This is a genomic window from Actinomadura rugatobispora (assembly GCF_055379765.1).
Map to the genome: position 1 here is coordinate 11454540 of NZ_AP029191.1, position 24054 is coordinate 11478593.

The following is a 24054-nucleotide window of genomic DNA, read 5'->3' on the forward strand; positions in this document are numbered from 1 at the left end:
TCAGGCTCCGTCCGTGACGAACACGCGCTCTTCGAGATCCGGTTCGGCCGTCTCCGACCGGGAGGGCGACGCCTGGCGGAAGCGGGCTCTCGTCCGGAACACCATCCCGGCGACGCCCTCGGGGTTCGCGACCGCACCGAGCACCAGGCCGAGGGCGAGGATCAGCGTCTCGTAGTCACCGAGCCCGAACCACTGGTCGATGGCCGTGGACATCAGGCCACCGGAGAACATCACGCCGGCGACCAGCCCGCCCGAGACGCTGGAGACGCCACCGATGTACACCACGGCGAGCAGGCCCAGCGACGTGAACACGCTGAACGTCTCGAACGAGAGCTGGCCCTGCTGGTAACCCATCAGCGTGCCGCCCACCCCGGCCAGGAAGGAGGAGAGGGCGGCACCGATCAGCTTGATCCGCGCCGTGTTGAGCCCGGCCGCGGCGGCGGCGCGCTCCGAACTCCGGACGGCCAGCATCTGGCGCCCCAGGTCACTGCGGCGCAGCAGGGCGACGCCGAGGGCCGCGGCGACCGCGACCGCCAGCACGAGGTACCCGAACGCGGGCCGCGGAAAGTCGGTCGGCCCTCCGCGGATGCCCAGCGAGACGCCGAAGAGTTCCGGCTGCGGGACGGGTGACCCGGCGAGGCCGCCGGTGAATCTCGGATTCTTGAAGATGAACTCCTCGATCGCGACCGCGGCCGCGATCGTGACCACGGCGAGGTGCAGACCCCGGACCCGGATCGCCGGGATCGAGACCAGGACGCCGACCGCCGTGGCGACCAGAGCCGCCAGCAGCGGGGCGATCGGGAAGGGAATGCCCCACGCGTCCCCGAACTTGGACAGCGTGAAACCGGCTACACCCGCCAACGACATCTGGGCCAGCGAGATCTGGCCCACGAAGCCCGTGAGCACGACGAGAGAGAGGCAGACCACGACGGCCGTGAGGCTGGTGATCAGGCCGAGCCGCCAGGTGGGCGAGAAGACCTGCATGGCCACCGCGGCGACGGCGACGAGCAGCACGATCAGCCAGGGGCGGATCGGTCCCGACGCGGCCGGCGGCAGCTTCTCCTCGAGGGCGCCGCGTCCCGGCAGGCTCTTTCCGTAGAGCGCGAGCACGGCGATGATCACCAGGAAGGGCAGGCCCTGCTTGAGTCCGTTCTGCGGGAGCCATGTGTACTGCGTGGTGGCCTGCATCAAGCCCGACTGCACGACGCCGAGGGCGATGCCGCCGGCGACGACCGCGGAGATCGAGGACAGGCGCCCGATCAGCGCCGCCCCGAGCGCCGGCACGATGAGCAGCGTGTAGGTGCCGACCTCGAGCGACATGATGGGCGCGATGAGGACGCCGAGCGCCGTACCGCCGACGCCGGCGATGATCCAGTTGATGGCGGCCAGCCGCGTGGGACGCAGCCCCAGGAGGACGGCGCCCTTCTCGTTCTGCGACGCCCCCCTTGAGGCGATGCCGGTGCGGGTGTAGGTCAGGAACGCGTGGAGGACGACGGCCAGCAGGACGACGATGCCGGCGAGATAGAGGCGGTCGCGCGGCATGGTCGCGCCCGCCACGTCGATCGCGTCATTGGGGAGGATGGGGGCGATGGAGCGCGGGTCGGACCCGAAACGCACCAGGATCAGCGCCTGCACGGCGAGCATGACTCCCACCGAGACCACGGCCTTGGCCAGCGGTGGCGCCTGGTGCAGTGGCCGGAAGGCCAGCACGTAGACGACCAGCGTCAGCACCGCGGCATGCGCCAGCACGATCGCCATCGCGGGCCAGGCCCCGATCGGCCCGCCGAGCTGCAGCGAACCGATCGGGAAGACCAGCTTGCCCGTCTTCGTGAGATCTGCGAACTGGTAGACGCCGAAGAGAACGGTGGCACCGTAGCCGAAATTGATGACTCCGGAGGACCGGTACATCAGCACCAGGCCGAGCCCGAAGGCGGCGTAGACGGCACCGGTGCCGATGCCCAGCAGGGCGAACAACAGCAGATCCATGACAGATTCCTCGAGGTGGCGCGGAGTACGCGGTCAGGACCCGAGCCAGTCAGAGGTGACCTCGACCTGGCGTCCGTTCTTGATGGTGGTCACGCGAGTGCTCGCGTTGCAGATGCTCGGGTAGTCCTTGAGCGCCGACCCGTCGCAGACCCAGTCGCTGTCCATGAAGCCCTTGCCGCCGGCCGGATCCCTCAGGGTCCTGGTCACGCCGGCGGCGGTGGGGGTGGCTCCTGAACGACCGATGACGGCCGCGACCTCCATCGCGACGGCGAAGCCGTTGGCGTGCAGTGCGGTGAGATCCTTCTCGGCGATGCCGCCGAACCGGTGCATCGCCTCGATGTACTCCTTCACCTGCGGGTGGTTCTTGTGCGCCGCGGCGGGCAGCAGTTCCTGGACGAAGTGGACGCCCTCGGCGGCCGCCCCCATCGCGTCGAGCACGGCCGGGGACGAGCAGCCGGTGGTGAGCACCATGTTCGCCTTGACGCCGAGCGACTTGGCGGTCTGGACGATCTGGCCGCAGGCGGGCGCGACGAAGAGGACGGCGATCGCGTCCGGGGAGTTCCTGGCGGCCTGGGACACGGCTCCGGTGAAGTCCGTCGCGGTCGGGGACTCCTTGACCTGGGTCACGTCGGTGACCCCGCCGGCCCGCAGCTGCTTGATCAGGATGTCCGCGCCGGCCTGGCCCGACGGGGTGTCGTTCAGGATCAGGGAGACCTTCTTGACCCCCTTGCCGACCAGGAACTTCGCCTCACCCGTGAACTGCGCGGGCGACGAGCCGAGCAGCGCGAACGTGTTCTTCCCGTTGAAGTCGGTGCCCTGGATCGGGGCGGCGGTGATGTAGGGGATCCCGGCGGCCGTGACCACCTCGTAGGAGGACGGGCCGCTGAAGTTGATGCCGCTGACCACCGCGACGACCTTCTTCTGGACCATCTCGTTGGCGCACTTCTGCGCCGACTCGGGGGATCCGTCGACGGTGCACTTGATCAGCTCGATCGGATGGCCGCCCGCGCCCCCGAGGTCCTTGGAGACGTACTGGAAGGCCGACTCCGTCGACACCCGAAGCTCGGGGAACGAACCTGTGGCCGCCTGCTCCTGGTTGATGTATCCGACCTTCACCGGTGCACCGCTCGCAGGGTTCCTGCCCTCGACCTTGTCTCCGGTGGCCGCGGACTGACCGCAGGCGGAGAGGGCCAGGGCCGCCAGTCCCAGGACGAGGCCGAGTGCCGCCCGGGGTCGCTGTGGAGTTCGCATATCGATCCTTCGTGGTCGGGGGCCGGGGCGCGTGCCTCGCAGGCCTCCAGCACATCCGCCCGGACTCGGGCGGAAACCTAAAGCTAATAGGTGACCCGGATCACGTCAAGGATTTTATCTACGACCTTTAGGTGGAAGAGCTGGGCTCCAGGCCTTGGCGGACGGCGGCCTTGCGGGCGTGAACCTGGATCTCCTCGGGCCACGGGCGGCCCGCCGAGAGCCCGCCGTCGACGACGATCTCCTGGCCGGTGAGGAAGCGGGCCCCGTCGCCGGCCAGGAACACCACCGCGGACGCCAGGTCCTCGGGCTCCCCCGCGCGCGGGATGGGCTGGAAACCGGCGAGGCTCTCGCGCACGGCGGCGACGCTCGCGTCGAGGGCCTCACCTTCGAGCCGCGCGCCGTGGCCGACGATCCGCGTGGCGACGCCGCCTGGGATGACCGTGTTGACGGTGATGCCGTACGGAGCGAGCTCGACCGCGGCGCTCCTGGTCAGGCCGAGCAGCGCGGCCTTGGCGGCACCGTACTGGTGGGGCCCGTAGCCTGCCCGGATGCCGGCGACGCTACCGGTGTTGATGATGGATCCGCCGCCGGTGCGCCGCATCGCGCGGGAGGCGTGCTTGGTGCCGATGAACGCGCTGCGGGCGAGCAGGGCGAACGCGTCGTCCCAAGCCTGGGTGGCGGTGTCCTCGAGGAAGCTCCACACACCGACCCGGCCGGCGTTGTTGACCATCACGTCGAGGCGCCCGAAGGTCTCGACCGCGAGATCGATGGCCGCGACGATGTCGTCCTCGACCGTGACATCGACGGTGCGGAACACCGCCGCCTCGCCCAGCCTGCCCGCGAGCACCTGCCCGCGCTCCCGGTCGACGTCGGCGATGACGACCCGCGCGCCCTCCGCGACGAGCCGCTCGCAGACCCCCGCCCCGATGCCGCTCGCACCGCCGGTGACCACGGCCGCCTTACCGTCCAGTTGCATGCCGGTCCCTCTCGTTCAGGATCCAAGTGCCGCGGCCAGCGCGGGCACGTCCGCCAGCGCGCGTACGGCATCGTTCAGGTGGGTGCACCCTTCGACACCACGCAGCGTCCGCGGGACGAGGCCGCGCAGCTCCGTCAACGGCGTGCCCAGGAGTCGCCCGAGGTTGCCCACAGCCAGGGGGCACTCCGGGTATGGAAGAACCCTGGGAACCGCGTCGAGGGTCAACAGGGCGCCGGTGTCCCGGTCAGCGGTCGCCCGCACGCGGTACTCGTGCACCGCCACCCGGCCACCGGCCGGCTCGGACGCGCTGTCCTGGAACCAGGCGTCCACCTGGATCTCCTGCTCGAGCCGGATGTCGATGCGGCGCAACCGCCGCGTCGTCGGCACGTCGTGGTCGGGGAACTCGTGCCAGCCGAGCGGGTCGGCCGGGTCGGGCACGCGGCCGGCGTCCCGGGTCCGGTCGGCGGGCTCGTCCGGCCGGTGCGCGGTCGTGCCCTCGCCCCATCCCAGGCAGACACCGGGGGGCAGCTTCCTCGGGCCGAAACGCGCCCGCCACCGGTCGTCGGAGAGGAAGCGGGTCAGCGCGAAGGGGGCGATCAACGACGCACCGGCGAGGTCGTCCAGCAGCAGGTGGAGCGCCGTACCGGCCTCTCTCTCCTCCGGCACGACGTCTGCCAGGACGGCCCGCAGACCTCCCCCGCAGCGCGCCCCCACCAGCCGGCCCAGCCGCGGCACCCGCTCAGGCCCTTCGATCCTCTGGACGACCCGGGTGTCGGGGTCGACGCGGAGTGAGATCTGATCCTGATCACGGACCCGGGCGGAACCGTCGGGCGATGTCACCAGGTCGCGGGCGAATCCGTCGATCGTCAGGGCCGTCCCGAGTTCGCCGGGCCACTGCATGTGCAGGCTCGTCGTCCGCCGGACGCTTCCGGCGAGCCGAGGCGGGGCGGCACCGTCGGGCACGGCGTCCGGCCCCGCATTGGGCGACGGCATGGGGCTCACAGCGTCTGGATGACGGTGGCGTTGGCCATGCCGGCGCCCTCGCACATCGTCTGGAGGCCGTACTTCCCGCCGGTCTGCTCAAGATGGTTGACCAGCGTGGCGAGGAGCCTGGTCCCGGAGGCGCCGAGAGGGTGGCCCAGGGAGATCGCGCCACCGCGCGGGTTGAGTTTCGCGAGGTCGGCGCCGGTCTCGGCGGCCCATGCGAGGGGCACGGGGGCGAAGGCCTCGTTCACCTCGAAAGCGTCGATGTCGGCGATGGAGAGCCCGGCACGCTTGAGCACCGTCTCGGTCGCCGGGATCGGCCCGGTGAGCATGGAGATCGGGTCAGAGCCCACGACGCTGAACGCGTGGAAGCGAGCCCGCGGCTTCAGCCCCAGTTCCCTCGCCTTCTCGCCGCTTGTGATCAGCACGGCCGACGCACCGTCGGTGAGCGGCGAGGAGTTCCCGGGAGTGATCGACCAGGCGAGGCCCGGGAAGCGGGCGTCCATCTCCTCCGTACGGAAGGACGGCTGGAGACCGGCCAGTCCTTCGGCGGTCGTCGATGCACGCATCGTCTCGTCGACCGTGTGCGCGGTGCTCGTACCGTCCGCGGCGGTGACCGGGACGGGCACGATCTCGTTGGCGAACAGCCCGCCCTCGGTGGCGGCGACGGCCTTGGCGTGGGACTCGGCGGAGAACTCGTCGAGCCGGGCCCGGCTGAAACCCCACTTCCTGGTGATCAGCTCCGCCGAGATGCCCTGGCCGACCAGGCCCTCCGGGTAGCGGGCCGCGACCCTGAGACCGGCGGTGTCCCGGCCCATCGGGCTGGTGCCCATGGGAACGCGGCTCATCACCTCGACTCCGCACGCCACGACGACGTCCTGCGCACCGGCGATGACGGCCTGGGCGGCGAAGTGCGCGGCCTGCTGGCTGGAGCCGCACTGGCGGTCGATGGTGGTGGCCGGGACGCTCTCCGGCCAGCCCGCCGCGAGCACCGCGCTGCGACCGATGTTGAGAGCCTGCTCCGAAGCCTGGACCACACAGCCGGCGATGACGTCGTCGATGTTCTCGGGGTCGACGCCCGTTCGCTCGACCAGCCGGGCGAGCACCTCGGCCAGCAGGTCCACCGGGTGGGTGCCCGAGAGGGCTCCACCGGGTTTGCCCCTGCCGGAGGCGGTCCGGACGACGTCGATGATCACAGCGTCACGCATGGGATTCCTTGAGGTCGGGGGTCGACCGCCGTTCACGGCCGCGATGACCGGCTTGCTCTTCGGCGGGCGGGTTCACAGGTCGAGGACCAGGCGTCGAGACAGGCAGCGCGAGACGCAGGGGAACATCACGTCGTTCGCGGCCTTCTCCTCGCCGGTCAGCAGGGAGTCCCGATGGTCCGGGACACCCGCGATGACGCGGGTCTCGCACGTGCCGCAGGTGCCTTCCCGACACGAGAAGTCGATGTCGGCCCCGGCAGCGGTCAACGTGTCCAGCAGCGGGGTGCCGGCGTCCACCTGGAGCACCTGACCAGACCGCCGCAGTTCGACCTCGAAAGCGGTGTCGGCGGCGTCCGGATCCCGTTCAGGGGCGCTGAAGCGCTCGAGGTGCAGCCGCAACCGGGGGCGCTCGGCCACCGCCCCCTCGATCGCCCGCAGCAGCGGCTCGGGACCACAGCAGTAGACCGCGGTGTCAGCGGGAGCGGCGTCGAGGGCGGAATCGAGATCGAGCATCCCGAACTCGTCCTGCGGGCGGATCTCGACGGCGGCGGCGTCGAGTCCCTGAAGCCGGTCGACGAAGGCCATCGAGGAGCGGGTGCGCCCGCCGTACAGCAGGTGCCACGAGACGCCCTGGGCCCTTGCCGCTTCGATCATCGGGATGAGCGGGGTGATGCCGATGCCGCCGGCCACGAACAGGTACCCGGAAGCCGGCACCTGGGGGAAGTTGTTGCGCGGCCCGCGGACGCCGATCTCGTCACCGACCGCGAGCCGGTCGTGGACGTACCGGGATCCCCCACGCCCCGCCGGCTCGCGCAGGACCGCGACCTGGAGCCGGGTGCGGTCCGCGGGGTCGCCGCACAGCGAGTACTGCCGCACCAGGCCGTCGCCGAGGACGAGGTCGATGTGCGCACCCGGACGCCATTCGGGCAACTCCCGGTCGGCGACCAGCGTCAACTGGACCACGTCACTCGCCAGGAGTTCCTTCGCGGCAACGATCATGCGCGCTTCACGGCGGGCGTCCCCCGCGACCGCCGCCTGGGCGATGACATCTCCGGCCCTCACCGCGGGTCCCCCTTCCCCACTCCATAAACCTTATCCCATTAGATTAATGTAACCCGGACCGACGCTTCCAGAGCCCGTCAGGACACGTGATGACGACCACAGGAAAGAGAGGGATCAGCTGGCCGCGCCCACGTCGACCAGCCTGGCGAGGGTGGCCTGCCGGGGATTGCCACCCACGATCAAGGTGGTCAGGCACGTGTCCGCCCACCGCTTCGCGAAGTCGTCGACCAGCTTGTCCGCCGGGCCGACGAGTGCGACATCCTCGACCATCTCCAGAGGGATGGCGTCGACCGCCTCCTGCCTGCGCCCGGCCAGGTAGAGCTCCTGCAGCCTGCCGCAGACGTCCCCCCAGCCCATGCGCACGAAGACGTCGTTGTGGAAGTTGGCGCCCTTGGCGCCCATGCCGCCGGCGTACAGGGCGATGATCGGTTTGATCCGCGAGGCGGCGACCTCCACGTCGTCGTGCTCCACAGTCCAGACCACGCCGGCCACGTCGAAGGTCTCCTCGGTCCGCCGAGCCCCCTGGACGGCGAAGCCCTCGGCCAGGGCGGCCCGGTAGAACGCGTCGGACCTGGGTGAGAACCACAGCGGCAGCCACCCGTCGGCGATCTCGGCGGCGAGGGCGACGTTCTTCGGCCCCTCGGCGCCCAGATAGACCGGGATGTCGGTACGGAGCGGGTGCACGGTGGACTGCAGCGCCTTGCCGAGACCGGTGCCCGCATCGCCCGAATACGGCAGCCGGTACTGCCGCCCGGAGAACTCGACCGGCCCGTCGCGGGCCCACACCCGGCGCATGATGTCGACGTACTCGCGCGTGCGCTCGAGTGGACGCGGGAACGGCGCGCCGTACCAGCCCTCGACGACCTGCGGCCCCGACGCGCCCAGCCCGACGATCATCCGGCCGCCGCTGAGGTGGTCGACGGTCTGCGCGGCCATGGCCATGGCCGTGGGGGTGCGTGCGGAGATCTGGGCGACGGCGGTGCCGAGCTTGAGGCGCTCGGTCCGCGAGCCCCACCAGGCGAGCGGGGAGATCGCGTCGGATCCGTAGGCCTCGGCGGTCCACACGCTGTCGACGCCGACCTCCTCGGCCTCGGCCAGGCGGCGCTCGACGTTCTTCGGCGGTCCCGCACTCCAGTACCCGACGGAAAGACCGATCTTCACTGTGCTCCTTTCGATCCCCGAGGGAATCGGTCACCTGTTGAGGTACTCGGCCGGGCGCTTCTCGAGGAAGGAGCTGACCGCCTCACGGTGGTCCTTGGTGAGCGAGCAGAGGATCTGCGTGCGGTTCTCGAGGTCGATCCCGGCGCGCAGGCTCGGGATCTCGAGGTTCGACCACAGCACCTCCTTCGTCATCCACACCCCCATGGGGCTGTTGGAGACGATCAGCTCGGCCTTCTCGATGGCGGCGGCGAGCAGGTCCTGCGGCTCGTGGACGCTGGAGGCGAGGCCGATCTCGAGGGCCTCCCGGGCATCGATGTCGCGTCCTGTCAGCAGGATCTCCGAAGCGCGGGAGAAGCCCACGATCCTGGGCAGCAGCCAGCTCGCGCCGATGTCGCACGCCGAGAGGCCCCGCTTGATGAAGGCCGCGTGCAGCTTGGCGTCTTTCGCCATCATCCGGATGTCGGCGAAGAGCGAGAGGGACATCCCCCCGCCGGCGGCCGCGCCGTTGATGGCCGCGATGACCGGCGCGCGAGCCCCGCGGAACGCCTCGTGCAGGTCCGCGATGTGCTTCTGCACGCGCAGCCCCGCCTGCGGGCGTCCCTCGACGCCGCGGTTGCCGGGGGCCTGGCCGTAGCCGCGCAGGTCGAGCCCGGCGCAGAACGCCGAGCCGTTGCCGGTCAGGATGATCGCGCGGACCCCGGCGTCGTCGCGCACCTCGTGGAGAATGTCACGCAGTCGCTGGATGAGGTCCGCGGTCATCGCGTTCAGCTGATCGGGCCGGTTCAGCCTGATCAGAAGTACGCCGGGGCGCACCTCCTCGGTGGTCACGACGTCCCGCACCTCGATCGGCGCACCGGCGGTGACGGTCATGCGTTGCTCCATTTCTTCTCGGCGAGCGCGGTGAGCGAGCGGTGGTCGAGCTTCCCGTTGGCGCCGCGCCCGACGGTGTCGACGAAACCGATCTCGCGCGGGACCTTGTAACCGGCCAGCAGGGACCGGGCGTGGGTCAGGAGATCTTCGAGCGGGGGCTCCTCACCGCTGGCCTCGACCAGGGCGACGACCTTCTTTCCGAGGCGGTCGTCGGGTACGCCGACCACGGCGGCGTCGGCGATGGCGGGGTGCTTCTTGAGCACTTCCTCGACCTCCTCGGCGAACACCTTCTCGCCGCCGGTGTTGATCACGCTCGAACCGCGGCCGAGCAGGCGGATGCTGCCGTCCGCTTCGAGCCGGGCCAGGTCACCGGGGACGGACCAGCGGCGGCCCGCCGCCTCGATGAAGGTCCGGGCGGACTTCTCGGGGTCGTTGAGGTAGCCGACCGGGATCCAGCCGGTCACCGCGAGCCGTCCGGTCCGGCCGTCGCCCGGCCGGGCCAGCGTGCCGTCATCGAGCAGGATCGCGGCCCGGTCGGACGGGCGGAACGACGCGGTGTCCGCGACGGCCCCCGCCGTCGACACGGTCGAGGCGACCGCGGACGCCTCCGACGAGCCGAGCCCGTCGAGGAGGCGCGCTCGCGGGAGGTGGACCAGCAGTCCGGCCTTGACCTCGCTGCTCCACATGACGCCCGACGAGAAGACGAACGTCAGGCTGGAGAGGTCCCAGCGTCCGGGCTCGGCGTCGAGCGCGGCCAGGAGCGGCCGGGCGAACGCGTCGCCGACGATCGCCAGCGATCTGACCCGCTCGCGTTCGACGGTGTCGAGCAACTCCTCCGCCGAGAGGCTCTCACCGGGCAGGGTGACCACCGTCGCGCCCGCGCTCAATGCGGCGATCGCGTAGAACAGCCCGGCCCCGTGCATGAGCGGACTCGCGGTGAGTGCGCGCACTTCGCGGCTCTTCTCCCGCAGATGGGACTCGATCGCCGCGGTGTCGCCGTGGTCGGGCAGGGGGGAGGCGTTCTGCGAGTTGAGCAGGGAAAGGATGTCCGCTTGGCGCCACATCACGCCCTTGGGGTGTCCCGTCGTCCCCCCCGTGTAGATGAGGATCAGGGAGTCGGCGCTCCCCCCGCCGTGCGGGCGGGGCGAGGCGGCCAGGGCGGCGGAGTAGGGCGTGATCCAGTCGGGTGCGCCCTTCCCGCCGACCTCGATCCAGGCGCGCACGCTCGGCACCCGCTCGCGGACCCTGACGACGCGGTCGCGGAACTCCGCCGCGAAGACGACCGCCTTCACCTCCGCGTCGGTCCAGATCTGGACCAACTCGTCGTCGACGTACCGGAAATTGGTGTTCATCGGCGCGAGCGCGGCCTTGCTCGCGGCGTAGAAGGCTTCGATGTACTCGGGACCGTTGCGCAGATACTCCGCGACGACGTCGCCGGCGCGAAGGCCGGCGGCGTCGAGGGCGCCGGCGAGCGCGGAGGCGTTGGCGTCGAGCTCGGACCACGTGGTGCGCCGGTCGCCGTGCACCAGGGCGACCCGGTCGGGGAGAACGCGTGAGACCGCCTCGAAGACGCCGGCGAAGTCCCAGTCGGCCATGGAGCCCCTTTCAGGAGTGACGCAGTCGCGCCCTGGACGGCACCAGGGGAAATTATCCTAATGACGATAGATTAAAGAAGCAAGGGCCCCGGGCGCTCCGCTACGATGGAGCCGCCCCACCTGCGACGCGCGCCGCCCGCCGAAAATATAAGCGTTAGATAAAACAAGCGGTAACATCGCACCCAACGAGTTCGTCATCAGGAGATCGCAATGGCCCGGCCCCGGCAGCCACTGATCAGTCGCAGCGCCGCTGTCGCGGCGGCACTGCGCATCATCGACACCGAGGGGCTCGACGCGCTCTCGCTGCCGCGCCTGGCGCGCGACATGAAAGTGAGCGCGCCCTCGCTGTACCACCACTTCGAGGACAAGTCGGCGATCCTCGCGGCCGTCTCCCGCTCGATCGTCTCCGAGGTCAAGGTCCCCCGGAAGCCGGCGCCGGAGAACTGGCCGGAGTGGTTCGTCCAGATGAGCCTCAACTTCCGCACCGTCGTGCTCCGGCACCGCAACGCGGCCCCCTTGCTGCTGCAGTACCGCCCCCGGCTGCAGCTGACCGGCTACGACGACGCCGCCGAGTTCCTGACCGAGAGCGGTGTGCCGGCGCACCTGCACGTCCAGATCCTCGACGGCATGGAGACGATCACCTTGGGCGCCTCCCTCACCGAGGCGATGAAGGCGACGACGTCGCGCAAGCCGTCGTTCCCTCACCTCGATCCCGAGCGCCAGCCGCGACTGGCCGCCGCCGTCGCCGCCAACACGTTCACCCAGAAGCGGGTCTTCGAGAACATGATCCGCAGCTTCCTCCACGGCGTCGTCCAGCTGGACGCCGATCCGGCCAAGGGCAGCGCAACCCTCACCAGCGCCTGAGGTCGGACGCGCCGGGCGTCGTTCGCGTACCGCTCGTCCGTCATCGCTTGAGCGTGATGGCGTGCTCGGGGACGGCGGCGAACCGCTCTCGCAGCACCACTTTCGCCAGCTTGCCCGAGAACGTGCGCGGCAACGGCCCATCGTTCACGACCGCGTAGCGGGGCTGTTTGAAGCCCGCCAGCCGCGTCTGGGACACCGTCGCCAGCCGGGACGCCACCTCCGTCGGGTCGCCGTCGCAACCGAACACGACCAGCGGAACCTCGCCCCATGACTCGTCGGGCACGCCGATCACGGCGAGTTCGAGCACCCCGTCCACGCCGGCGAGCGCCCGCTCGATCTCGGCCGGGTAGACGTTGAGTCCCCCCGAGATCAGCATGTCCTTGCTCCGGTCGACCAGCTTGAGGAAGCCGTCCTCGTCCTGGAGTCCGACATCGCCGGTGCGCAGCCAGCCGTCGACGACGGTCTCCGCGGTGGCCCCGGGCCGCCGCCAGTAGCCCTTCATCACGTGCGGGCCCTTGATCAGGATCTCGCCCACCTCGCCGGGGGCCGCGAAGCCGCCCTCGGCCGCGGCGATGCGGATGTCGGTCCCGACCAGCGGCAGACCGGAGAAGCCCGGGCGGCTGACCGCGTCCTCGTAGCGCATCGAGGACGCCAGACCGGACGCCTCGGTCAGGCCGTAGACCTGCGTCAGCGGGATCCCACGCGAGCGGAACGCCTCGAGCAGATCCAACCGGACCGGTGCGCCGCCGGCGCCCGCGAAGGTGAAGTCCGCCAGCCTGGCCTTGCCGAACTTCGGCAGCATCGCCATCCGCTCCCAGATGACCGGCACCATCGTGGTGGCCGTGATCCGGTGGTCCTCGAGGATGTCGAGAGCGCGTTCGGCGTCGAAGTCCTGGAGCAGCACCATGGTCGAGCCCGGGTAGACCACGAACTGCATGAAGACCGAGATCCCCGACCCGGTGTAGACCAGCGGCGCGATGGCGAGGACCCGGTCCCTGCCGGTCAGGCCGTGCGCGACCGCCGCGGCCTGACCGACCGAGAGGATGCCGGCGTGCGTGAGCAGGGCGCCCTTCTGGACACCGGTGGTGCCGGAGGTGTAGCAGATGAACGCCGGATCGGTGTCCCCGATGTCGGCGAGCGGCACGGGACCGTCCTCGACCAGCAGGTCCGAGTACGGCGGCACGTCACTGCCGCCCAGCGCGAAGATCTCGAACTCGACGGTCCGCCGGGCCTCTTCGAGGAGGCCGGCCAGGTCGCCGTCGGCGATGACGACCTTCGGGGCGGCGTCCTCGAGCAGCGGCGCGAGCTCGTTGCCCCGGAGCCGGAAGTTGAGCGGGACGCAGATCGCGCCCAGCTTCACGGTCGCCAGCATCAGGGCGGCGACCTCGGGCTTGTTGGTCATCAGGATGCCGACGCGGTCGCCCCGCCGTACGTCCCTGCCGGCCAGGCCGCGCGCCAACGCGTCCGAGACCGCGTCGAGCTCACCCCAGGTCATGGCGGTGTCGTTGAAGATGATCGCGTCGCGGTCAGGGCGGGTGCGGCCCCAGTACCGGACGAGTTGGTTGATGTTCATGAGCCGTCCTGGGGCGAAGGGTCGGGAAGGATCGAGGGGGCGAGTTCCGCCAGGACCGCCTCGGTATCGGCACCGAGCGCGGGGGCCTGCTCCGGCGAGAAGGTCTCCCCCGCCACCCGCACCGCGGAGGCGGCCAGTTCCAGCTCCCCGTGGTCGGTGACGAGCCGGTAGGTGTTCGCACGGGAGGTGAAGTGCGGATCACGGACGAGTTCGTCGACCGTGTTGACGGGTCCACCGGCGATGTCGTGGTCGAGGAAGAAGCGGATCCACTCGGCGCGGGTCCGCCCGGCGAAGATCTTCTTCAGTTCCCGCCAGACGTGCTCGGCGCGATCGGCCGATCCCCCGTCCACGGTGGCGAGGTCGTGGCCGAGCAGGTCCTCGCGTCCCACGCCGGCGCAGAAGCTCCGCCAGAACTTCTCGACGTGCGCGCCGAAGATCATGGCTCCTCCGTCGCTCGTCCGGTAGGCCTCCAGGCGGGGCCAGTCGGGCAGGCGCCCGTCGGGCAGCCATCCGTCGCGCAGCACGGTCCGGTCCCGGTTCAGGGCGGCGTCGATCTCGTCGGGGATCCAGCCGGCCGCGACATCGACCCCGGACACCTCGATCCGCTTGCCGGCGCCGGTGCGCCGCGCGTCGAGGATGGCCGCGAGCACGCCCATGGCGCCGTACGCGCCGAGCGCGTACATGGCGATGCTCGGGTGGGTCGACCCGGCCACGCCCTCCTTGGGCGGCTCTTCGGGCAGGTCCACCTTGCGGAGTCCGGCGTACCCGTCGAACACGGGGCCGCCCGAGCCCAGCCGGCTGTAGGGCCCGTCGGAGCCGAGGCCGGAGATGCCGCAGAAGACCAGCGAGGGCTTCAGCTCGGCGAGCACGTCGGGTCCCAGGCCGAGCCGGGCCAGGTATCCCGAGCGGGTGCCCTCGATGACCACGTCGGACTGCTCGGCGAGGGCGAGGAAGGACCGCTTGCCCTCCTCGCCGCGCAGGTCCAGGGCGACGCTTCGCTTGCCGCGGTTCCAGCGCAGGTGCATGAAGGCCGGCCCGCCGGGAGTGCCCACCGCGGCCGCGCCGCCTGTGCGCACTCCGTCTCCGGGACCCGACTCGACCTTGATCACGTCGGCGCCCAGATCGGCCAGATGCCCGCCGACGGAAGACGGCGCGAGTTGTGCGACCTCCAGGACGCGAATCCCGTTGAGCAACGAGTAGCCCGGCATGGGTGCCCTTCCAGTTCGGAGTGAGAAGTCGGGGGCGGACCTCAGCGGACCGGGCCGCCGAGCCAGACGCCGAGCTCTTCGCCGGACACGTAGGCCGCCTGATCGCTCACCAGGAAGGCCACGGCGTCGGCGATGGCGGCCGCGGGGATCTCCGGCCAGGTCTCGTGCATGATGTCGCTGCTTCCGCCGCCGGCGTCCCGGACCATGTCGGTGTCGACGAAACCCGGGACGATCGTGTTCGCGGTGATGCCCCGGCGGGCGACCTCCTTGGCGAGCACCTTGGTCATCGCCACGATCCCGGCCTTGGCCGCGGCGTACGCCGTCATGGTCGGGGCGATGGATCGGCCGCCGCTGGGGCTGCCGAAGAAGATCACCCGTCCCCAGCCGGCGGCGTACATGCCGGGGAGGGCCGCGTGGGTGCAGTAGTAGGCGCCGTGCAGGTTCACGCCCAGCACGCGGTCCCACGCCCTGGGCCCGAGGGAGCGCGCCGAGGCGTTCTCATTGATTCCGGCGTTGTTGACCAGCACGGTCGGCGCGCCCAGCAGCTCGGTCGTGGCGGCGACCAGGCCGGCCGCCTCCTCGGCGACACTGATGTCGGCGCGCACGGCGACCGCGCGCCCTCCGCGGGCCTCGATCTCCTTGACCACGGCCTGTGCGCCGTCGGCGCTGCGCGAGTAGTTCACCGCGACGGCGAACCCCTCCTCGGCCAGGCGCCGGGAGACCGCCCCACCGATGCCCCGCCCGCCCCCGGTGACCAGGGCGACCTTGTCGATCGGCATCAGCGCACCTTCGCGGTCGTCTGGGGGATGGCGGCGTACTCCTGGCGCAGGGCGCGCTTGGCGATCTTGCCGCTGGCCATCCGGGGCAGGTCGCCGTCGACGAAGACGACGTAGCGCGGGACCTTGTAGTCCGCGAGCCGCTCGTCGCACCACGCGATGACGTCGGCGGCGTCGAGCGGCGCCTCCGCGCCGATCAGGGCGGCCGGCGTCTCGCCGAACTTGGCGTCGGGGACGCTGATGACCGCGACCTCCCTGACGCCCGGAAGGGCCTGGATGACCTGCTCGATCTCCAGGGGGGCGATGTTGAGGCCGCCGGAGATGATCATGTCCTTGGCGCGGTCGACGTAGGTGAGGTAGCCCCGCTCGTCCAGCTTTCCGATGTCTCCGGTGTGCAGCCAGCCGGCGACGATGGCGGAGCGGGTCGCCTCCTCGTTGCGCCAGTAGCCCGGCATCATGCCCGGCCCCCGCAGGAGGATCTCCCCCTGCTCGTTCGGCGGGAGGTCGTTGCCCGCGGAATCGACCACGCGGATCTTGGTGAAGATGCCGCCGAAGCCGCACTTCTCCGGATGCAGGTGAGCCTCGGCACGCGGCGTGACCGTCGCCGAGCCGCCGATCTCGGTCTGGCCGTAGATCTGCCGCAGCGCGACGCCCTTCTTCAACCAGGCCTTGAGCAGGTCGGCCGGCACTCGGGCGCCGCCGCAGTGCGCCGTGGTGAGCGACGAGAGGTCGGCCTCGTCGAAGCCGTCGACGCGGGAGATCTGCTCGAAGAGGATCGGCGGGCCGGTGAGGGTGGTGACCTTGTGGGCGGCCATCACCTCGAGCGCACGGTCGGGCACGAAGCGCGGCTGGAGGAAGAGGGTTCCTCCGTGCAACGTGACCCGGGAGATGCCCCAGATGATGCCGGCGGCCGTGAACAGGGGAAGGACCAGGAGGGTCCGCAGCCCCTGCGGCCGGATCGGCTCGATCAGGTGCCACTCGTGCATCTCACCGGCGATGGTGGCGTGGGTGAAGATGACGCCCTTGGGCTTGCCGGTGGTCCCGCTGGTGTAGACGATGGCGGTCGGATCCCGCGGGTCCACGGCGCGGTTCGGGATCGCCGCGTGCGCGCCGCCGCGCAGCGGCCGGACATCGCCCTGAAGGGTCTTGAGCCGGAACTTCGCGCCGGCGTCCTGGACCTCCCGAACGCGCTCCTCGATCGCGCCCTCGTCGGCGAAGACGACCGCCGGCTCGCAGTCCTCGATCAAGTCGGCGAGCTCACGCGCCACCATCCGGTTGTTGAACGGGGCCACGATCGCACCGACCTTGAAGCCGGCGAGCGCGGCGACGCACCACTCAAGGGAATTGACCCCGGCGATCGAGACGCGGTCCCCGGCCTGGACGCCGTCGGCCGCCAGGCCGGCGGCGACACCATCGGCCCACGTGTCGAGCTGGGCATAGGTCACCCGATCACCGTCGAAGTCGATGGCGACGAAGTCGGGGGTGCTGCGCGCCCACCAGGACAGGGCGTCGACGACGGTGCCGCTCATGTTTCCTCCTCCACTTCGCGTCCCGTTAAACTAATACCTCTAGGTTATTCGGACAAGACCCGGGTTTCCTCTGCGAGGCCGGCGGGCCGGAGAGGTTCAGGAGGCCGCGGAAGCGGCGAGGTAGATGGACTTGTGCACCAGGTACGGCCCGAGGCCCTCGGGTCCGAGCTCGCGCCCCAGGCCGCTGCCCTTCACGCCGCCGAAGGGCGCGTCGAGGTCCAACTCGTAGTGGTTCACCCCGAAGGATCCGGTCTGGATCCTTCGACCGATCTCGATGCCCCGCTCCTCATCGGCGGTCCAGACGCTGCCGCCCAGGCCGTAGTCCGAGTCGTTGGCGATCGCGATCGCCTCGTCGATCGTGCCGTACGGAACGACCGCGAGCACCGGACCGAAGATCTCCTCCCGGGCGATCACATCGCCGTTGTCCACGTCCGCGAACACGGTCGGCTCCACGAACCAGCCCTCCGCGAGGCCGGCGGGGACACCGCCACCGACCGTGAGGCGCGCGTCGCTCGCCTTGCCGATCCCGATGTAGTCGAGCACCCGCCGCCGCTGCGCCCGGCTGACCATCGGCCCGATCTGGGTGCCCCGGTCGAGCGGATTCCCGACCCGGTAGCCGCGCACCGTCTCGGTGATCGCGTCCACCACCTCGCCGTACCGCGTGCGGGGCGCCAGGATCCGGGTGCCGGCGTGGCACGTCTGACCGTTGTTCGGGAGGGAGACGTCGAGCAGCCGTGCGGTGAAGAGGTCGAGGTCGGCGTCGTCGGCCACCAGCGAGACGGACTTGCCGCCGAGTTCCAGCGTGACCGGGCGGAGCAGGCGCCCGCTGATCTCGCCGATGGCGCGTCCGGCACCCGTCGAGCCGGTGAACGCCACCTTGTCCACACCCGGGTGCCGGACCAGGTGGGCGCCCGCCTCACGCCCGCCCGGCACCACGTTGACGACACCGGCGGGCAGACCCGCCGCCACGGCCGCATCGGCGAACGCGTAGGCATCGAGCGCCGTCTCCGGGGACGGCTTGAGCACGACCGTGCACCCGGCCGCCAGGGCAGGCGCCAGCTTCATCGCGGCAAGCGGCTGCGGGTAGTTCCACGGCGTGATGGCGGCGACCACACCCACGGGCTCGCGCCGCACGATGGTCCGTCCGCCCGCGGCGCTGGGCCGGCTCTCCTCGAGGCCGAGGCCGCGGATCAGCTTGGCGTAGTAGCGCACCATGAACGCCGGGCCGTAGCCGTTGACCGACTTCGACATCTTGATCGGCATACCGTTCTCACGGGTCACCGTCTCAGCCGTCTCCCGGCCTCTCGCCTGGAGCTCATCGGCGAACCTGTCGAGCAGGTCGGCGCGCCCGGGGTTGCCGAGCTCACCCCAGGGTCCGGCCAGCGCACGACGGGCGGCGCCGACCGCCGCGTCGATGTCGGCCGCGCCCGCCATCGCGGCCTCGGCCAGGGGCCGTCCCGTGGCGGCCTCCACCACCTGGTGCGCGCCGCCGTCGAGCGAGGCGGTCCAGGCGCCATCGATGAAGAATTCCTTGCGATCCATGTCCCAGTCCTCGGTTGCTGACAGATCGAAGCCATGGCGCCGCGAGCTCAGGGCCCGGCCTCGCGCGGAACCCAGAAGGAACGCGGCCCGATCAGGTCGTCAGGTGTTTCGTGGACGGTGTCGCCGATCCAGCGACCCCTTCCTTGCCCATGTCCGAGCAGGTCTGGCGGCGAATCACCGACCCCCATATCCTAATGACAGTAGATAAAATGAGCAAGAGCCCGCCCGGAACGGCGCCAGGGTGCTCCGGTCCGTACCGGGGTGCGAATCACCTCGGTCACTCGGGGTCGTCGACCGCTCGCCGCGGATCTGCGGATCGCCGGGCGCTTCCGGCGGCGGGCCCCGCGCGAGTCCCCAGCGCGACGACGGTCACCGGGATCGCCGTGTACCGCGGCATCCGGTTGATCGTCTGCAGGTCCTCGTCACCGGAGGTGAGGGCGTTGACGTTGGCGCCCTCACCCCGCGCGCCGGGGAACACCTCGCCGCTCCACCCGTGGGGCAACGCCACGGTTCCGGGCCGCAGGGTCTCGTCGGGCTGGGCGACCGCCCGGACCGACCCGAAGGCAGAGGTGATGACCACGCCGCCACCGGGCCGCACACCGAGCCGTGCCAGATCCTCCGGCCTGAGGAACGCCGGATTGTAGTCGTGGAGAGCCAGGCCCGGGATCCCCCGGCCCAGAGAGTTCATGACCTCCTTGAGCCGGCGTGAGATCAGCTGGAAGCCGCCGGCCGGGATCTCCACGACGTCGTCCAGCGCGGCCCTGATCTCCGCGAGGACGTCAGGCGGCACGAGCTGGAGCCGGGTGGTGTCGTCGCCCCGAGGCCCGACCACGGCACCGGTTCCGGGGACGAGCACGCCGTCGGGTCGTCCACGCAGGGAAGCCACATCGACGCGCCCTCTCGACGCCACCAGTTCCAGCATCTGCTCCGACGTCGGCTTGTGCCGCAGGTCGAGCGGCCGACCGGCGACCTTCATCTCGAGCCCCATCACCACAGCGGTCTCGTAGAAGAACTCCCAGTCCTCGATGACGCCCGCGGGGGGAGCCACGATGGCGGGGGTGTGGCCCGCGAAGGGCCGCGGGAAGAAGAACTCCATGAGGACGGTGTGGTCCGCGCGCTCGTAGGACATCGCCGGTGCGATCACGTAGTCGGCGAGCCTGGCCGTCTCGGTGAGGAAGGGATCGATCACCACCAGCAGCTCGAGGTGCTCCAGCGCGCGGCGTATCTTGGCCTCGTCGGGGAAGGCGACCATCGGGTTGCCGGCGGAGACGACCAACGCGCGGACCCGGTCGGGCCCCGGCATCAGGATCTCGTCCGGCAGGATCGCCGACGGCAACTCACCGTTCAGCCGGCCGCATCCACCGACCCGGCTGGTGAAGCCCGACTCCCAGGTCCTTCGCGGCGGCGCCACCGCCGCCACCGCCGGACGCTCGGGCATCAGCACCGATCCGCCCCAGGCGGGCTCTCCCTCCCGGAGCACCCTGCCGCAGATGATGTTGACGGTGTCGGCGAGATGCTCGGCGACGTTGGAGTGCGGACCGAAGTTCGCACCGGTGCCGGTGGTGAACCGCCCGCGCTTGTCGCCGCCGAACATGCGGGCCGCGAGGAACAGGTCCTCGACCGGTACGTCGCACTCGCGTGCGACGCGTTCAGGGGTGGCCGGATCGACCGCCCTCCGCAGCTCCTCCAGCCCGTCGACGTACTCGTCGCAGAACGCGGCGTCGTACAGGCCCTCGGTGAGAAGGATTCGGAGCAGGCCCGCGTGGAGCAGCGCGTCCGTGCCCGGACGCGGCTGCAGGAACAGGTCGGCCAGCTCGGCGGTCTCGGTGCGGCGAGGGTCGATGACGATCAGCCGCATGCCGCGCCGGCGCGCACGCTTGATCTGGGTCGCGGGGTCGGTGACGAGCGGGCCGTCGCCGTCGCCTCCCGACGCGGTGAGGACCACGTTGTTGCCCGAGAGCATCCAGACATCGGCGTCGGTCATCGGCTGGGGGCCGCCGAGGTACTCGCCCATGCGCAGCGGCACCAGCCACTTGGCCGACTGATCGATCGTCATCGTGGAGAAGAGCTTGTGCGACCCGGTCGCACGCAGCCAGGACTTCACCACGAAGGGCGTCAGCGCGGTGAACGCCTGCTGGGTGCCCATGAAGAGCGCGATCGAGTCGGGCCCGTGCTCGGCGCGGATCCGCCGCAGCCGCTCACCGATCTCCCGGGACGCCGCCAGGCCGTCGACCGGCTCGAACTCGCCGTTCCCGCTCCGCCGCAGCGAGCTGGTGAGCCGGTGGGGGCCCTGCAGGAGCGCGCCGGCCCGGCGGCCCTTGGGGCAGGTGAAGCCCTTGGAGAGCGGGTGGTCCTTGTTGCCGAAGACCGCTCCGATCCGGCCGTCCACGACCTCGACCAGCGTTCCGCAGGAGGCGGCACAGAAGCGGCAGTAGGACTTCACGAGGGTCACGGCCGTCCACCGCCGCAGGCGATCCGCTCCATCTCCAGCCAGCCTTTCAGGTCGACCGCACGCGGCCGGCGCTCGCTGACCAGCGCGGCGAGTTCGCCTTCCTCCTTCGCGGGCCGTGCCAGGTGACCGGACCTGAAATCATCGAGCAGGCCGGCCACCGTCTCGCGGGCGTCGGGGCGGTTGGTGCCGATCACGCCGCTCGGGCCGCGCTTCACCCAACCGGTGGCGTAAAGACCGGCGAGGGGCTCACCGGTCCCGGGATCGGTCACCCGCCCGGCCGCATGCGGGATCGTCCGACGGTGCTCGTCGAAGGGCAGGCCGGGCATCGGAACCACCTCATACCCGATGGATCGGAGTACGAGGCCGCAGCTCAGGACCTCCGTCTCGCCGGTGGGCTCGATGCCGTCCGCGGTCGTCCGGTTGAGGCCGAGCCGGACGCCCGTCACCGATCCACTGCCGAGGATCGCGTCGGGGCTGCGGAGGAAGCGCAGTTCGATCGTGCGGCGATCGTCAGGCCGGCGCCGGGCCAGGTCGGCGACCAGGCCGGTCTTGAGCGCTGAGGGGAACCCAGCGGGATCCCGCGGTGTGGCGACCGCGTCGGCCGGCTCGACGCCGGAGGCGCGCACCGCCGTGCTCGTGAGCCGGCTCAGGCCGACCAGCTCTGGGAAGGTGAACGCCGCGGACTCGGGGCCGCGGCGCCCCACGACCACCACCTCGCGGACGTTGCTCTCGCGAAGGGCCCGGAGCGCGTGCTCGGCGATGTCGGTCGCGGCCAGCTCATCAGGGTGGGCGGTGAGGACGCGGGCGACGTCGAGGGCGACATTGCCGTTGCCGATGACCACGACGCGTTCGCCGGACAGGTCCCAGACGGCGTCGGCATGGTCGGGATGGCCGTTGTACCAGGCCACGAACTCCCGGGCCGCGTGGCTTCCGGGCAGGTCTTCGCCGGCGACGCCGAGCTTCCGGTCGCCCGCCGCGCCGACCGCGACGATCACGGCGTGGTGGTGCTCGAGGAGCTCGGCCACCTGGATGTGACCGCCGATCTCGACGTTGAGGAAGAGCGAGACCCTGGGATCCTGGGCGACCTGCGGGAACCGGCGCAGGGCGCGCTTGGTGTGGACATGGTCGGGTGAGACTCCGAACCGGATCAGCCCACCGGCCACCGGCAGGCGGTCGAAGATCGACACCCGGACGCCGGGGCCCGCGGTCGCCAGAAGCTCCTCGGCCGCGAAGACGGCCGACGGCCCGGTGCCGACGATCGCGACCCGCAACGGCCCACTCGTCACCTCGACCCGGCCGCTCGGCCCGGCGCGCCGTCCTGTGGGCGCGTTCTGGGCACCACCCCGTGTCAGGGACCCGCGCCGGAGATGGGCCAGCATGCTGTTGATCTCCACGAACGGCTGCAGATCGTCGGGAAGCCGGTTCTCCGGGTAGATCGCGTCCACCGGGCACACGTCGGCGCAGGCACCGCAGTCGATGCACTCCTCAGGATCGATCCAGAGCATCTCCGCGGAGGCGAAGCCCGGCTCGCTCTCAGCCGGATGGATGCAGTCGGCCGGGCAGACCGGCACGCAGGCGGCGTCGTTGCAGCAGGCCTGGGTGATGACGTGGGTCAAGGGCACTCCTCACGATCCGCCCCAAACCTAACGTTATTCGGTTAATCGAGCAAGTCGCATTGAAGCTTTAATCTACGCTCGTTAGATTTGACGCGGTACCCTTCAAGCCGATGCCCACCGAGGACCGACCGGGAGCTCCACCATGACAGCCATCAACGAATCAGTGGTGAGACACCTCATGCAGCACCTGCGTGAGGGCACGACGGACATGGGCGACGAGCTCCGCGTCCCCGTCTCCCACTTCGTGAGCCCTGAGCACGCCGCACGGGAACGTCAGGTCCTGACGCGGAGGCCGCTGATCGTCGGGCGCGGCTCCGAGATCCCGAAGAAGGGCGACTTCATCACCCGCGAGGTGCTGGGCGTCCCGCTCATCGTGGTGCGGAAGGCCGACGGCGGCGTGGCGTCATATGTCAACATCTGCAGGCACCGCGGCGGTCGCGTCGAGAACGCCGAGTCGGGGACGAAGCGCTTCTTCACCTGCGGCTACCACGGCTGGAGCTATGCCTGTGAGAGCGGAGAGCTCCGTGGCGTGCCGTACGACGAGTTCTACACGCGGGTCGACCGCGAGACGCACGGCCTCAACGTGGTCTGGACCAGGGAGTGGCAGGGCTTCCTCTTCGTGAACCTCGCCGGCGACCCCGGACAGCCGATCGACGACTGGATGGGGCCGGACGTCACCGCCCAGCTCGAGGACCTGGGGGTCGCCGACTCCGAGATCTTCCTGCACAAGTCCTTCACGCTCGACATCAACTGGAAGCTCGTCCTGGACGGCGCGATCGACGTCCTCCACCCCAAGTTCCTCCACCCCGGCGGCGTCGGCAAGTTGATCGAGACCAACACCAGCGTCTGGCGCGGCTACGGCCCCCACGGTCAGTCGTTCAGCCCGCGCACCAAGCTCGGTGACCTCGCCCGAGCCGGCGAGGAGCCCGAGGCCGCGTGGAAGCTGATCGGCAGCAACCTCTTCCTCTACCCCAACGCGTCCGTGATCGCCGCCCCGGACCACGTCGAGTTCTGGAGCGTCTGGCCCGACCCGGTCGACCCTGGCCGTTCGACCACCGAGATCCGCTTCCTGGTGCGGCCCGAGATCCTCGATGAGCGCATGGAGGCCCGGCTCAACAAGAGCTGGCAGATCCTGGAGCAGGCCGCCTCCGAGGAGGACTGGCCGATGGAGGTGACGATCCAGAAGAATTCCGAAGCCTGGCCGCAGGGCACCTACCTCTACGGTCGTAACGAGCAGTCCTGCCAGCACCTCCACCGCCGGCTCGCGCTCGAGATGGCCGAAGTCCGCGACTGAGTCCCGGGCTTGCGGGCTAGGCCGAACGCGTGATTCTGCCGATGCCGAGAAAGCCGTTGTTTCGCAAGAGAACGGCAGACTTGCGCGTGTGATTCGATGCGCCCTTCAGC

At 70.6% G+C, this 24054-nt stretch carries 18 protein-coding genes; 2 read left to right on the forward strand and 16 right to left on the reverse strand.

All coding sequences use genetic code 11. The annotated features are described in order from the left end of the window. The 9 genes from ACZ466_RS51350 to ACZ466_RS51390 all read right to left on the reverse strand — a co-directional run bounded on the left by ACZ466_RS51350 (nt 1) and on the right by ACZ466_RS51390 (nt 11090). Nucleotides 1-1986: an ABC transporter permease gene (locus ACZ466_RS51350; RefSeq protein ID WP_378282829.1), complete on the reverse strand. Its 1986-nt coding sequence runs from the start codon at nt 1984-1986 to the stop codon at nt 1-3. Between the two features lie 33 nt (nt 1987-2019). Further along, complete coding sequence (locus ACZ466_RS51355) at nt 2020-3102, reverse strand: ABC transporter substrate-binding protein (protein ID WP_378282828.1); 1083 nt, start codon at nt 3100-3102, stop codon at nt 2020-2022. A gap of 262 nt (nt 3103-3364) precedes the next feature. Further along, nucleotides 3365-4213 (reverse strand): glucose 1-dehydrogenase, encoded by an 849-nt coding sequence (locus tag ACZ466_RS51360; RefSeq protein WP_378282827.1) that lies wholly within the window; start codon nt 4211-4213, stop codon nt 3365-3367. A 15-nt stretch (nt 4214-4228) separates the two neighbouring features. Beyond that, nucleotides 4229-5113 (reverse strand): DUF2889 domain-containing protein, encoded by an 885-nt coding sequence (locus tag ACZ466_RS51365; protein WP_464042244.1) that lies wholly within the window; start codon nt 5111-5113, stop codon nt 4229-4231. Between the two features lie 98 nt (nt 5114-5211). Continuing rightward, complete coding sequence (locus tag ACZ466_RS51370; RefSeq protein ID WP_378282825.1) at nt 5212-6405, reverse strand: thiolase family protein; 1194 nt, start codon at nt 6403-6405, stop codon at nt 5212-5214. Between the two features lie 72 nt (nt 6406-6477). Then, a complete protein-coding gene (locus ACZ466_RS51375) occupies nt 6478-7464 on the reverse strand; it encodes a PDR/VanB family oxidoreductase (protein WP_378282824.1) in 987 nt (328 codons plus the stop codon). Between the two features lie 114 nt (nt 7465-7578). Further along, nucleotides 7579-8625 (reverse strand): LLM class F420-dependent oxidoreductase, encoded by a 1047-nt coding sequence (locus ACZ466_RS51380; protein ID WP_378282823.1) that lies wholly within the window; start codon nt 8623-8625, stop codon nt 7579-7581. 30 nt (nt 8626-8655) lie between these two features. Next, nucleotides 8656-9495, reverse strand: a complete 840-nt coding sequence (locus ACZ466_RS51385; protein WP_378282822.1) for an enoyl-CoA hydratase/isomerase family protein — start codon at nt 9493-9495, stop codon at nt 8656-8658. After that, nucleotides 9492-11090, reverse strand: a complete 1599-nt coding sequence (locus tag ACZ466_RS51390; RefSeq protein WP_378282821.1) for an AMP-binding protein — start codon at nt 11088-11090, stop codon at nt 9492-9494. The genes ACZ466_RS51385 and ACZ466_RS51390 overlap by 4 nt, the downstream gene beginning before the upstream one ends. Before the next feature lie 210 nt (nt 11091-11300). On the opposite strand from ACZ466_RS51390, the gene ACZ466_RS51395 reads away from it, so the two are divergent. After that, nucleotides 11301-11954 carry a TetR family transcriptional regulator gene (locus ACZ466_RS51395; RefSeq protein WP_378282820.1) on the forward strand — a complete coding sequence of 218 codons (654 nt, stop codon included), beginning with the start codon at nt 11301-11303 and terminating at the stop codon, nt 11952-11954. Between the two features lie 40 nt (nt 11955-11994). Here the strand turns inward: ACZ466_RS51395 and ACZ466_RS51400 are convergent, their stop codons facing one another. The 7 genes from ACZ466_RS51400 to ACZ466_RS51430 form a co-directional block, all read right to left on the reverse strand. Further along, nucleotides 11995-13527, reverse strand: coding sequence for a class I adenylate-forming enzyme family protein (locus tag ACZ466_RS51400; protein WP_378282819.1), 1533 nt, complete (start codon nt 13525-13527; stop codon nt 11995-11997). After that, nucleotides 13524-14735, reverse strand: a complete 1212-nt coding sequence (locus ACZ466_RS51405; RefSeq protein WP_378282818.1) for a CaiB/BaiF CoA transferase family protein — start codon at nt 14733-14735, stop codon at nt 13524-13526. The genes ACZ466_RS51400 and ACZ466_RS51405 overlap by 4 nt, the downstream gene beginning before the upstream one ends. Nucleotides 14736-14776: 41 nt before the next feature. After that, nucleotides 14777-15514 (reverse strand): SDR family oxidoreductase, encoded by a 738-nt coding sequence (locus tag ACZ466_RS51410; RefSeq protein WP_378282817.1) that lies wholly within the window; start codon nt 15512-15514, stop codon nt 14777-14779. Beyond that, nucleotides 15514-17040 (reverse strand): class I adenylate-forming enzyme family protein, encoded by a 1527-nt coding sequence (locus ACZ466_RS51415; protein WP_378282816.1) that lies wholly within the window; start codon nt 17038-17040, stop codon nt 15514-15516. Before ACZ466_RS51415 ends, ACZ466_RS51410 begins: the two co-directional genes overlap by 1 nt. A 96-nt stretch (nt 17041-17136) precedes the next feature. Continuing rightward, entirely contained in the window at nt 17137-18582 is a 1446-nt protein-coding gene (locus ACZ466_RS51420) for an aldehyde dehydrogenase (RefSeq protein WP_378282815.1), read from the reverse strand. A 277-nt stretch (nt 18583-18859) separates the two neighbouring features. Beyond that, nucleotides 18860-21034: a molybdopterin-containing oxidoreductase family protein gene (locus ACZ466_RS51425; protein WP_378282814.1), complete on the reverse strand. Its 2175-nt coding sequence runs from the start codon at nt 21032-21034 to the stop codon at nt 18860-18862. Beyond that, nucleotides 21031-22650 (reverse strand): 4Fe-4S binding protein, encoded by a 1620-nt coding sequence (locus ACZ466_RS51430; protein WP_378282813.1) that lies wholly within the window; start codon nt 22648-22650, stop codon nt 21031-21033. Before ACZ466_RS51430 ends, ACZ466_RS51425 begins: the two co-directional genes overlap by 4 nt. Nucleotides 22651-22828: 178 nt before the next feature. Here ACZ466_RS51430 and ACZ466_RS51435 point away from each other — a divergent pair, with 178 nt between their 5' ends. Continuing rightward, complete coding sequence (locus tag ACZ466_RS51435; RefSeq protein ID WP_378282812.1) at nt 22829-23944, forward strand: aromatic ring-hydroxylating oxygenase subunit alpha; 1116 nt, start codon at nt 22829-22831, stop codon at nt 23942-23944. Nucleotides 23945-24054: the final 110 nt, after the last annotated feature.

Excerpts from the sequence above, each read along its gene's own strand:
- ACZ466_RS51350 (WP_378282829.1), bottom strand. The coding sequence starts at position 1,986 with ATGGATCTGCTGTTGTTCGCCCTGCTGGGCATCGGCACCGGTGCCGTC.
- ACZ466_RS51360 (WP_378282827.1), bottom strand. The coding sequence starts at position 4,213 with ATGCAACTGGACGGTAAGGCGGCCGTGGTCACCGGCGGTGCGAGCGGC.
- ACZ466_RS51365 (WP_464042244.1), bottom strand. The coding sequence starts at position 5,113 with ATGCAGTGGCCCGGCGAACTCGGGACGGCCCTGACGATCGACGGATTC.
- ACZ466_RS51370 (WP_378282825.1), bottom strand. The coding sequence starts at position 6,405 with ATGCGTGACGCTGTGATCATCGACGTCGTCCGGACCGCCTCCGGCAGG.
- ACZ466_RS51385 (WP_378282822.1), bottom strand. The coding sequence starts at position 9,495 with ATGACCGTCACCGCCGGTGCGCCGATCGAGGTGCGGGACGTCGTGACC.
- ACZ466_RS51390 (WP_378282821.1), bottom strand. The coding sequence starts at position 11,090 with ATGGCCGACTGGGACTTCGCCGGCGTCTTCGAGGCGGTCTCACGCGTT.
- ACZ466_RS51395 (WP_378282820.1), top strand. The coding sequence starts at position 11,301 with ATGGCCCGGCCCCGGCAGCCACTGATCAGTCGCAGCGCCGCTGTCGCG.
- ACZ466_RS51400 (WP_378282819.1), bottom strand. The coding sequence starts at position 13,527 with ATGAACATCAACCAACTCGTCCGGTACTGGGGCCGCACCCGCCCTGAC.
- ACZ466_RS51405 (WP_378282818.1), bottom strand. The coding sequence starts at position 14,735 with ATGCCGGGCTACTCGTTGCTCAACGGGATTCGCGTCCTGGAGGTCGCA.
- ACZ466_RS51410 (WP_378282817.1), bottom strand. The coding sequence starts at position 15,514 with ATGCCGATCGACAAGGTCGCCCTGGTCACCGGGGGCGGGCGGGGCATC.
- ACZ466_RS51415 (WP_378282816.1), bottom strand. The coding sequence starts at position 17,040 with ATGAGCGGCACCGTCGTCGACGCCCTGTCCTGGTGGGCGCGCAGCACC.
- ACZ466_RS51420 (WP_378282815.1), bottom strand. The coding sequence starts at position 18,582 with ATGGATCGCAAGGAATTCTTCATCGATGGCGCCTGGACCGCCTCGCTC.
- ACZ466_RS51435 (WP_378282812.1), top strand. The coding sequence starts at position 22,829 with ATGCAGCACCTGCGTGAGGGCACGACGGACATGGGCGACGAGCTCCGC.